The sequence below is a fragment of the Isoptericola variabilis genome, from assembly GCF_050311655.1.
Taxonomy (GTDB): Bacteria; Actinomycetota; Actinomycetes; order Actinomycetales; family Cellulomonadaceae; genus Isoptericola; species Isoptericola variabilis.
In genome coordinates this window covers 1-11998 of sequence record NZ_JBNOZM010000010.1, presented here as the reverse complement: position 1 = coordinate 11998, position 11998 = coordinate 1, and the positions used below count along the sequence as shown (strand labels likewise).

Sequence of the window (11998 nt, the reverse complement as noted above, 5' to 3'; positions counted from 1 at the left end):
CCGCCGACGGAAGCTGTCGGCCGGGGGCGCCATCACATCGGGGGAAATCTTGAGCGTGCTCACGCGCTTGCGTGGCGACCGTCGCTCCAGCATCGCGACGACGGTCGTCCTCGCGCTGTCCGCGGGTGTGGTCGCCGCCGCCGTCCTGTACGACGGCGAGGCCACGGCCGACGTCGATCTCAACGACTCGGGTGTCTGGGTCACCAACCAGGCCTCCGGCCTCGTGGGGCGGTTCAACACCGACGCCAAGGCCCTCGACGGCACGTTGCTCGCGGGCAGCTCCGCGTTCGACGTCGACCAGCAGGCCGGGCAGGTGCTCGTGGCTGACGACGGCTCGTCGAGCGCCAGCGTGGTGGACGTCGCGCGCCTGAAGTTCGCCTCCACGACCAAGGTCCCCGCAGGCGCGAAGGTCGCCATGGGCGGCGGGCGCGCGGCGGTGGTCGACGACGAGACGGGCGCCCTGTGGGTCACGACGCTCGACCGGCTCCCCGGGCTGAACACCGCGGAGGACGACCCGACCGCGGAGCTCGACGGCGCCGCCGAGGTCGTCGTCTCCGAGTCGGGCACGGCGTACGCCGTGGTGCCCGAGCGGGACGTGCTGTGGACGGTGGAGCCCGGCGAGGAGCCGCGGACCTCGACGCTCGACCTCCTGAGCGAGGGCGACGACGTCGTGCTCACCACGGTCGGCGACGACGTGGTCGTCCTCGACCGGACGTCGGGCCGCCTGCGCCTGCCCGGCGGGGACGTCGTGGAGGTCGCCGACGCGCAGGGCGCGCAGCTCCAGCTGCCGGGCGCGCCCACGGCGTCGGTGGCGTACGCGACGTCGAGCGCGCTGGTGCTGCAGCCGCTGGGCGGCGGCGCCGCCACCCAGCGCCAGGCGTCCGGCTCGCCCGCGCAACCGGTGCAGCTGGGGGGCTGCCTGTACGGCGCGTGGTCCGGAACCGGGCAGATCGTGCGTGACTGCGAGGGCACCGACCGCGACGTGGACGACGTGCTCAAGGGCATCGACCAGACGACGGTCCTGGCCTACCGCGTGAACCGCAACGCCGTGGTGCTCAACGACCTCACCGCCGGCACGCTGTGGATGGCGCTCGACGAGTACGAGAAGGTCGACGACTGGGACATCAAGCTCCCCGAGCGTGCCGAGGGCCAGGACGAGGACGCCGAGGACGCCAAGCCGGAGCTCGTCGACAACACGGTCGTGGACCGCGAGAAGCAGGACCCGCCGGAGGCCAACGACGACTCGTTCGGCGTCCGCCCCGGCCGGACCACGGTGCTCGACGTGCTCGCCAACGACCTGGACCCGGACGGCGACGTCATCACCGCGCGGCTGGAGGGCGACCAGCCCGAGGGCCTCACCGTGCAGCAGGTGCTGGGCGGCAAGGCGCTGCAGGTGGTGGTGCCGTCCGACGCGTCCGGCTCGGCGTCGTTCACCTACGAGGTCGCCGACGGCCGCGGCGGTACCGACCAGGCGAAGGTCGCGCTGCGGGTGGTGCCGCTCGCGGAGAACGAGAAGCCGGAGCAGACCGGCGAGCCCGTGCTGCGCGTGCAGCAGGGCGGTTCCGCGCAGATCAAGGTGCTGCCGTACTTCCGCGACCGGGACGGCGACGACGTCTACCTGGCGACCGCCGCGCCCACCGTGCAGGGCGACGAGGTGCGCGCGTACCCGGACGGCACGGTGGAGTTCCGTGACGGCGGGTCCGCGACCGGCCGCAAGAAGGTCACGCTGACGGTGGGCGACGGGCTGGGCGGCGTGGTCGAGGGCACGCTGTGGGTGGACGTGCTCGGCGGCCAGGAGCCGCCGGTCGCCGTGGGCGACCACGTCGTCGTCACCGCCGGGCAGCCCGTGACGATCGCGCCGCTGAAGAACGACTCCGACCCGAACGGCGACGACCTGCGCCTGACGAACGTCAGCGACGCCGCTCCCGCGGAGATCACCCGCAACTACGACGCGGGCACGTTCACCTTCCTGGCGCAGGAGCCGAAGTCCTACGACGTGCTCTACCAGGTGACGGACGGACCGTCGTCCACCACGGGCGTGGTCCGCGTCGACGTGCAGGACCCGGACGCGGCGACCGGTGCGCCGGTCGTGGTGGCGGACACGGCGCTGCTGCCCGCGGGCGGCTCCACCCTGGTCGACGTGCTGGCCAACGACACCGACCCCGCGGGCGGCGTGCTCGTGGTGCAGTCGGTACGCGTCCCGGACGACTCGGGGCTGAGCGTCGCCGTCCTCGGACACCAGATGCTGCGCCTCACCGAGACCCGCCGCCTGGCGGAGGCGGTGGTGCTGGAGTACACGGTCTCGAACGGCACGGAGACCGCGACGGGCGAGGTGCGCGTGCTGCCCGTGCCGCCCCCGGACCGGCTGCAGCCGCCGAACGCGGCCGCCGACGAGGTCACGGTGCGCGTCGGGGACTACGTGAACATCGACGTGCTGGACAACGACACCCACCCGGACGGGCTGGAGCTCACGCTCGACGACGAGCTGGAGCAGTCCGTCGACCCGGCGCAGGGCGAGCTGTTCGTCTCCGAGGGGCGCCTGCGCTTCCGTGCGGGGGCCGAGCAGGGCACGGCCTACGCGATCTACAAGGTGCGCGACCCGAACGGGCAGGAGGACTCCGCCCAGGTCACGATCCACATCCGCGGCGGCAAGGAGAACGCCGCCCCCGTGCCGCAGGACGTCGAGGCGCGCGTGCTGTCGGGCGGCACGACCCGCATCCCGGTGCCCCTGGACGGGATCGACCCGGACGGCGACTCCGTGCAGCTCACGGGTCTCGCCACCGGGCCCACGCAGGGCCGGGCCGAGGTGACCGACGGCTACGTCGACTACGAGGCCGGCAAGAACGCCAAGGGCAGCGACTCGTTCCGCTACACCGTCCAGGACGCGCGCGGCGAGGTCGCCACCGGCGTCATCCGCGTCGGCATCGCGCAGCCCCCGGAGACCAACCAGCCGCCGGTCGCCGCGGACGACGAGATCACGGTGCGCCCGGAGCGGCGCGTCGCGGTGCCCGCCCTGGCGAACGACGCCGACCCCGACGGCGACCAGATCGGCCTCGTGCCGGGCGCGGTCGAGGGCGGCGAGGACCTGAAGGCCGAGGTCGTCGACGAGCGCATCGTGGTGAAGACACCGGCCGAGGAGGGCACGACCACCTTCTTCTACGCGATCGAGGACACCTACGCCGCACGGGCCTCCGCGTCCGTGAGCGTGACGGTGGCGAACGACGCGCCGCTGCTGCGGCCGATCGCCCGCGACGACTCGGTGCCCGTGGCGAGCATCCTCGGCAAGTCGTCGGTGACCGTGCCGGTGCTCGACAACGACGAGGACCCGGACGGCGCGGCGGACGACCTCGAGGTCGCCGTGGGCACCGACGTGGCGTCGGCCGGGGTCACCGTCACCGCCGACGGCGCGCTCGAGGTCCCGCTGACCCGCAGCCGTCAGGTCATCACCTACACGGTGACGGACGTGGACGGGCTCACCGCCAAGGCGTTCGTCGTCGTGCCGGGCATGGAATCGACCCAGCCGATCCTCAAGCCGGGACAGGCGCCGCTCGAGGTGGTCTCGGGCGAGACGCTCGACGTGGACATCACCGACCACGTCCTCGTGGTCGAGGGCCGTACCCCGCGCCTGACGACGGAGGACCAGGTCACCGCGACCGAGGGCACCGTCAAGGTGACGGGCGAGACCACGCTGACGTACACGCCGCGCGCGGAGTACGACGGCCCCGCGTCCGTGACGTTCGAGGTCACCGACGGCACGTCCGTCGACGACCCGGAGGGCGCCGTCGCGCTGCTCACCCTGCCGATCACGGTGCTGCCCCCGGAGAACCTGCCGCCGGAGGCGGGCAACCCGTCCGGCGAGGTCGCCGCGGGCGAGGAGAGCGTGGTCGACCTCGGCCGGTTCGCCACCGACCCCGACGACGACGACCTGCGCTTCCAGCTCGGCCGGCTGCCCGGCGGGCTCGGCGCGACCCTCTCCGGGGCCCGCGTGACGCTTGAGGCGCAGCCGGACGTGGCGAAGGGGACCGTCCTCACCGTGCCGTACACGGTGACCGACGACGAGCACCCGCCCGTGGACGGCGAGCTCACCGTCACCGTCGTGGCGTCCACGCGCCCGCTGGCGCGTGCGGTCGAGGACCGCGTGGACGACGCGCACCAGGGCAAGCCGGTCTCCGTGCCGGTGCTCTCGAACGACTCGAACCCGTTCACCGACCGCGGCCCCCTGAAGATCGTCGGACAGCCCGTGGTCGAGACCGGGCGCGGCGGCACGGTCGTGGACGGCGACTCCGTCGTCGTGACGCCCAAGGCCGACTTCGTCGGCACGATGGTGGTGCGCTACACGGTGCAGGATGCGACGCAGGACCCGGATCGCGAGGTCGAGGGCCGCGTCCTGGTGAACGTGCTCGGGGTGCCCGAGGCGCCGTCGACGCCGCAGGTCGAGGAGGTGCGGTCCCAGACGGTCGTGCTGTCCTGGACGCCGCCCCAGAACAACGGGGCGGAGATCACCGGGTACACGGTGACCTCGAGCCAGGGCGACACGTTCGAGTGCGCGACCACGACGTGCACGCTGGACGGGCTGACGAACAACGTCACGTACACGTTCACGGTGCAGGCCACGAACGAGGTGGGCGACTCGAAGCCTTCGCCGGCGTCCGCGGAGGCACGCCCGGACGAGAAGCCCGACCCGCCGGCGGCACCGACCCTCGAGTTCGGGGACGAGTCGCTCACGGTCACGTGGGCCAACGCGTCGTACACGGACCGGTCGCCGATCACCTCGGTCAACCTGGAGATCTCCCCGGCGCCGGCGTCGGGGGAGACGCAGAAGGTGGGCGTCACCGGCGAGCGCATCGTCTGGGACGGCCTGACCAACGGCGTGGCCTACAAGGTGCGCGTGCAGGCCGTGAACTCCGCCCCCGACCCGTCCGACTGGGGCGCCTGGTCCACGTCGGAGATCCCGGCCGGGCCGCCGGACGCGCCGGGCGCGCCGACGGCGACGCGTGCCAGTTCGGAGATCGCGCCGGACGGGGGCGAGATCGGCGTCTCGTGGCCCGCGCCCAAGGACAACGGCGACGCCGTGAAGAACTACCACGTCGACGTCTACCGCGGCGGCTCGAAGGTCGACACGCGCACGGTGTCGGGCACATCGACGACGTTCCAGGGCCTCGACACCAAGTCGCAGTACACGTTCGCCGTGACCGCGGAGAACAAGGCGGGCAAGGGCGGCACCAGCCCCCAGTCGAACGCGGTCAAGCCGTACGGCAAGCCGACCGTGCCCGGTGCCCCGAGCGCGAGCGTCAAGGGGACGAACGGCCAGGCCAACGTGTCCTGGGGTGCGTCCGACGACAACGGGGCCGCCGTCACGTACACCGTCCAGACCGACAAGGGCCAGTCGGCGACCTCGGGCGGCACGTCGATGGCGTTCAACGGGCTGTCCAACGGCACCTCGTACCGGTTCCGGGTGCAGGGCTGCAACGCGGGCGGCTGCTCGGCATGGACGGACTACTCGAACGCGGTCACTCCGTATGGGCCGGTGCCGACACCGAGCGTGAGCGCGGTGAGCGGACAGGACCAGCGGGTGACGTTCTCGTGGTCCACCAGCACGAACGGACGTGACATCTCCGTCAGGGTGAGCGGCGCGATCTCCAGCACCGCCAAGAGTGGGTCCAACCAGTCGGTGGCGGCCGGATACTCCGACACCAAGCGGATCTGCGTCACGGTCACCGACACGGAGGGGCAACGGGCCGAGAACTGCGCGTCCGGGACGTCGGCGGCCAAGCCGCAGCCCACCTACACCGTCGGCAAGGGCTCGAACGCGGTCGGTGAGACCCGATGGGGAGTGTGCACGCACTCGTCCTGCCGCTGGCTCACGCTGACGATCCGCGACGCGCCGGCGAACGCCGACATCCGGTACACCTGCCAGTCGAGCACGAACGGGTTCAGCGGCAACACCCAGACCAACTGGGCCGACGGGAGCCGCGCCCGCACCGACGGTTCGGGGAACGCCGGCCCGAAGGACGCCTGGTGCTACTTCGGGGGACCAGGAGAACAGGTGTGGATCACGGGCACGGTGAACGGACAGAGCTTCTCGACCCCCAGGATGACCTGGTGAACCACGGAGGAATCGACGCATGACCACCATGACCCCCGAGCAGGCGAGCTGGTTCGCCCAGACGTTCGACCGCATCGTCGGCAACGTGGCGCAGGCCGTGCTCGGCAAGGAGAACCAGATCCGCCTCGCGCTGACGTGCATGCTGGCGGAGGGCCACCTGCTGCTGGAGGACGCGCCGGGCACCGGCAAGACGATGCTGGCCCGCGCGCTGGCCGCGAGCGTGCAGGGCACCAACAACCGCATCCAGTTCACGCCGGACCTGCTGCCGTCGGACGTCACCGGCGTGACGATCTACGACCAGAAGTCGGGGACGTTCGAGTTCCACAAGGGCCCGATCTTCGCCAACATCGTGCTGGCCGACGAGATCAACCGTGCCTCGCCCAAGACGCAGTCCGCGCTGCTGGAGGTCATGGAGGAGGGGCAGGTCACCGTGGACGGCGTGACGCACGCCGCCGGCAGCCCGTTCATGGTCATCGCGACGCAGAACCCCATCGAGCAGGCGGGCACGTACCGTCTCCCCGAGGCACAGCTCGACCGCTTCCTCATGAAGACGTCGATCGGCTACCCGGACCTCACCTCGACGGTCGAGATCCTCGCCGGCTCGGCGGTGCGTGACCGGAGCGCCGCCCTCCAGCCCGTGATCACCGGGCATGCAGTGGTGGAGATGGCCTCGCTCGCTGCGGCCACCCACGTCGACCCGGCGGTGCTCGAGTACGTCTCGCGGCTGGCGGAGGAGTCCCGCGCGGCGGCCGACGTGCACGTCGGCGTCTCCGTGCGTGGTGCGCTGGCCCTGGTGCGCTGCATGAAGGTGTGGGCCGCGGCCCACGGGCGCAACTACGTGCTGCCGGATGACGTCAAGGAGCTCGTGCAGCCCGTGTGGGCGCACCGACTCGTCCTCGACGCCGAGGCCGAGTTCGGCGGGGCCACCGCCGACGGCACCATCGCCAGGCTGCTCAGCGACGTCGCCGCCCCGCAGGAGCGCCGGACTGCCTGACCGGAGCCGACCAGCGAACCGACCCGGAGATCTCATGACCACCACCACCGAGCGGGAGACCGAGGCGCCGGCGGCCCCGGCCGCCGACTCGACCCCGGACCAGCCGGCCGCGGCGCCCGCGGACCGGCCGCACCGTCGTGCCGCGCGCGGCCTCGCCGCCGGGGCGCGCGGCACGGCCGACGCGCTCGGGCGCATGTCCCGCGCCGCCGGCGACGTCGCGCTGCGCGGCTGGGCCCGCGCCCGGCCCGTGCTGGGTGTCGTCTCGCCGTTCGGGTGGACCGTCCTCGCCCTCACCGCCGCCGCGTGGGCGGCCGGCCTCGTGCTGCGGTGGGAGGAGTGGGCCGTCGTCGCGGTGACCGTGACGGTGGCGCTGCTCGGCGCGGTCGCGTTCGTGCTCGGCCGCCTGCGTTACGACGTCACCCTCGACGTCGCCTCGCGTCGCGTGGTGGTCGGCGACCGTGCGGTCGGCCGGCTGCTGGTGCGCAACGGCTCGTCCCGGACGATGCTGCCCGCGGTCATGGAGCTCCAGGTGGGGCAGGGGATCGCGACCTTCCCGGTGCCCCGTCTGCGCCCGGACGCCGAGCACGAGGAGATCTTCGCCGTCCCCACCCACCGCCGCGCCGTGATCCCCCTGGGCCCGGTGCGCTCGGTGCGGGCCGACCCGCTCGGCCTGCTGCGCCGCGAGCTCACCTGGACCGAGCCCGAGGAGCTGTTCGTGCACCCGCGCACGCTGCCGCTCTCGGGCTCGTCCACGGGCCTGCTGCACGACCTGGAGGGCCGGGTCACCCCGGACATCTCCGACTCCGACGTGTCCTTCCACGCGTTGCGTGACTACGTGCCCGGCGACGACCGCCGGCACATCCACTGGAAGTCCACGGCCCGCACGGGCCAGCTCATGGTGCGGCAGTTCGAGGAGACGCGCCGCTCGCGGCTCGCGGTCATCCTGTCCACCCGCGAGGAGGACTACGCCGACCCCGAGGAGTTCGAGCTCGCCGTGTCCGTGTGCGGGTCCCTCGGCCTGCAGGCGATCCGGGAGGACGGCGGCCTGACGGTGCTGGTCCAGCAGGGCCGTGTCCGCGGCGACCACCGCACGCGCCTGCTCGACGACCTGACCCGGCTCGAGCTCACGCCGGCACGCACCAGCCTCGCGGAGGTGGCGCGCGTCGCGACGGCGACGGTCACGGACGCGTCCGTGGTCGCCGTCGTCGTCGGCAGCCGCGTCACGCCGACCGACCTGCGGGCCGCAGCGGTGCGCCTGCCCGTCGACGCCCGCCTCGTCGCGATGCAGTGCGTGCCGGGGGCGTCGGTGAGCCGCGGCCGGGTGGCCGACATGCAGGTGCTCACGCTCGGCGAGCTGGCGGACCTGCCGAACGCGCTGCGGAGGATGAATGACTGAGGGCACCGCCCCCGCGCCGGACGACCGGACGTCGCACGCCGCGACGCCCGGGCACACCGGCGGGACGGGGCGCACCGGCGGCACGTCGCGCACCGCGCTGCGGGCCGGCACCACGCGGGCCCGGGGCCGGGACGGCGACCGTCCTCGCGCGCTCACCGGGGCCGGGGCCGTGGACGGCGCCGTGCTGCTCCTGCTGCTCGGCGCCGTGGCCGTCGGCTTCGGCCCCGCCTGGGGCACCACCGGCTACCTGCTGCCGGCCCTCGGCGGCGCCGTCGCCGGCCTCCTCGTCGCCTGGCTGGGCGCCTGGCTGCGATGGTCCGTGCTCCTGACGGCCGCCACCACGGTGCTCGCCTACTTCCTCCTCGGTGGCGTGCTGGCCCTGCCGGAGACGGCGATCGGCGGCGTGCTGCCCTCGCTGACGACGCTGCAGGAGCTGGCGCTCGGTGCGGTGCACGGATGGAAGGAGTTCGTCACCACCGTGCCGCCGCTCGCGTCGTTCCCCGACCTGGCGGTGGTCCCGTACCTGCTGCTCCTCCTCGCCGGGGTGCTGGCGGGGACGATCGCGTGGCGCGCGCGTCTCGCCGCCTGGGCGCTGCTGCCGGTGGTGGTGGCGCTGGCCGGCGTCGCGCTGCTCGGCACCATCCTGCCGGCGTACCCGCTGGCGCAGGGCCTCGTGGTGGCCGTCATCGGGCTGCTGTGGGCCTCGTGGCGGGCGGCCGAGAGCCGGATGGGTGCCAACCGGCTGCTCTCCGACGCGAGCCGGTCGGCCACGCGGCGACTGCGGGCGCAGCGCCTGCGCGGCGGCGCCGTGCTCCTGGCGATCGGCGGCGTCGCCGCCGTCGCGCTCGCCCCGCAGGCCGCGACCGGGGAGCGCGTCGCGCTGCGGGAGATGATCACGCCGCCGCTCGACCTGCACCAGTACACCAGCCCGCTGGTCGGCTTCCGGCACTACACCAAGGACCTCAAGGACGCCGAGCTGTTCACCGTGACGGGCATGCCCGAGGGCGGGCGCGTGCGCCTCGCGACCCTCGACACCTACGCCGGCACCGTGTACGACGCGTCCAGCGGCGGCGCCGCCGGCGTGTTCAACCGTGCCGGCGAGGTCGTCGACACGGTCGCGCCGGGAACGCGCAGCACCGTGCAGGTCACCGTCACCGGGTACGGGGGCGTCTGGCTGCCGGACGTCGGTCAGCTGGGCGGCATCAGCTTCTCCGGGGAGCGCGCCGCGGAGCTGGCGTCCAGCACCTACTACAACGCGACGTCGGGCACGGCCCTGACCACCGCGGGGCTGCGGCCGGGCGACTCGTACGAGATCGACGCGATCGTGTCGCCGCCGCCCACGGAGGAGGAGCTGGCCTCGGTACCGATCGAGGACGTGGCCCTGCCGAAGCCGCAGGACGTGGCGGACGCGGTGCCCGCCAAGGCCGCGCAGTTCGCGGCGGACGCGACCGAGCCGTTCGAGCGGCTCGTCAACATCCGCGACACCCTCGTCGCGACCGGCGTGTACTCCAGCGGCCTGGAGAACCAGCCGCCCTCACGGCCCGGTCACTCGGCCGCCCGCATCGACACGCTCCTGGCGCAGGAGGAGATGGTGGGTGACGACGAGCAGTTCGCCGTCGCGTTCGCGCTCATGGCGCGGCAGTCGGGCATCCCGGCACGCGTGGTGATGGGGTTCTATCCGGAGAAGGACGCGGTCCAGGCCGGCGAGCCGTACACCGTCACCGGCGGGGACGTGCACGCCTGGGTCGAGGTGCCCTTCGAGGGCTACGGCTGGGTGCCGTTCGACGTCATTCCCGACGAGGACAACAAGGTGGAGCCGCTGCCGCGTTCCAAGCAGGTCCCGAAGCCCCCGGTCCTCGAGTCGCCGGAGTCGCCCGAGGAGCCGCCGCAGGCGGAGGCGGGAGACGTCGAGGAAGAGGACCAGGACGAGGACCAGTCCGCCATCGACTGGCGGCAGGTGGCGATGATCGCCGTCACCGTCGCCCTGCCGCTCGCGGTCCTGGCGACCCCCCTGCTCCTGATCCTCGGCTACAAGCGCCGCCGGCGAGGCAGGCGCAGGACGGCGCCGGTGGCGGCCGACCGGGTGAGCGGCGGCTGGCGCGAGGTCGTCGACGCCGCGACCGACCTGGGGGCGGGCGTGCCGCGCGCCGCGACGCGTCGCGAGGGCGCCCGCATCCTGGCCGACCAGGTGCCGTCGGCGGCGCCGACGACGACGCTGCTCGCGCACCGCGCGGACGCGACCGTGTTCGGGGCCGGGGTGCCCTCCGACGAGGAGGTGTCGCAGTTCTGGGCCGAGGTGGACGACGTGGTCGTGACGATGCGCGCGGGGGTGCCCTGGCGCCGCAGGGTCGCGGCACGGCTCTCCCTGCGGTCCGTGCGGGGCGCGGACGCGCCTCCGCTGCGCGACGTCGCCCGTCGGGCGCTGGCGAGCGTGCCCGCGGCGCTGGGACGCCTCGGACGGGCGGTCGTGCGCCCGCTGCATGACAGGATGGCACGCGCCCGGCGCCGCAAGGACGGCGCCCGGCCCGGGCGGCGGCAGGAGGATCGATGACGACGACGTGCACCGCGTGCGGCGCCTCCGAGCAGAGCGGCGCGTTCTGCTCGGTGTGCGGCACGCCCACCGTGGCGACGGCCTACCGCACCCCGGGCCCGCCGACGGGCAGCCTCGAGGTCACCACGGAGCCGGAGCTGCGCGAGCGCACGCGCCGCGCGCCGGACGACGTGGCTCGCGCGGCGTCGCCGCAGCAGCCCGCCGGGGAGCCTCCGCTGGCCGGCGTGGGCCGTCGCGCGGGCGCCTACGTGCTGGACCTGCTGGTCCTCTCGCTGCTCGCCGGCGTGGCCGCGACGATCACGGCGGTCGCCGTTCGCCTGCCCGCCCGCTTGGCCGACCTCGCCTCGGCGTCCACCCAGATGGGGGCGGACGCGGCCGCGCGCGAGGCCGCGGGCGCGTACCTCACGGTGTCCCTCGTGGGCGGGCTCGTGAGCCTGCTCGGCTGGCTCGGCCTCGCGCTGTGGGAGGGCACCACAGGGCTCACGGTCGGCAACCGGCTGCTCGGCGTCCGTACCGTCGCCGCCGACGGTGGTGGACCGATCGGCGCCGGGCGCGGCGTCCTGCGCTGGCTCGTGCTCGCGGCGTGCGGAGTCCTTCCGCTGGTGGGCACCGTGCTGGTGCTCGTCTCGCCGACGTTCGACGCGTCCGGGCGTCGCCAGGGCTGGCACGACAAGGCCGCCCGGAGCGTGGTGCGGGACGTGCGCGGTGTGGCGCCCCGCAGCTTCGCGCCGGCGTCCCCGTCGGCGCCCGGAGCCGTAGGCCGGGTGCCTGCCGTCGTGGCGGACCCGTGGGCGTTCCCCGCCGCTCCGCCGGCTGCGGGCGGCCTCATCACCGGCGTGCCGGGCGCCGCCGACCCGGCGGGGCGGCCCGCCGGCGTCGAGACGCCCGAGGAGGGCGCCGGGGTCGAGGCGCACACGGTGCACCGCGGCGCGGCCCCCGTCGCGCCGCCCG

General features: G+C 74.1%; 5 protein-coding genes. All 5 read left to right on the top strand.

Features of this window, described 5'->3' with window-relative positions; genetic code table 11:
- Positions 1-55: 55 nt before the first annotated feature.
- Positions 56-6106, top strand: coding sequence for an Ig-like domain-containing protein (locus tag ACQP60_RS19095; RefSeq protein ID WP_429736185.1), 6051 nt, complete (start codon positions 56-58; stop codon positions 6104-6106).
- Positions 6107-6125: 19 nt separating this feature from the next.
- Positions 6126-7100, top strand: coding sequence for an AAA family ATPase (locus ACQP60_RS19090; RefSeq protein ID WP_429735855.1), 975 nt, complete (start codon positions 6126-6128; stop codon positions 7098-7100).
- 34 nt (positions 7101-7134) lie between these two features.
- On the top strand, positions 7135-8496 hold the full coding sequence (locus ACQP60_RS19085) for a DUF58 domain-containing protein (protein WP_429735852.1): 1362 nt from the start codon (positions 7135-7137) through the stop codon (positions 8494-8496).
- Positions 8489-11047: a transglutaminase-like domain-containing protein gene (locus ACQP60_RS19080; RefSeq protein ID WP_429735850.1), complete on the top strand. Its 2559-nt coding sequence runs from the start codon at positions 8489-8491 to the stop codon at positions 11045-11047. The genes ACQP60_RS19085 and ACQP60_RS19080 overlap by 8 nt, the downstream gene beginning before the upstream one ends.
- A partial coding sequence (locus tag ACQP60_RS19075) for an RDD family protein (protein WP_429735848.1) occupies positions 11044-11998 on the top strand: 955 nt, incomplete at its 3' end. The genes ACQP60_RS19080 and ACQP60_RS19075, both read left to right, overlap by 4 nt.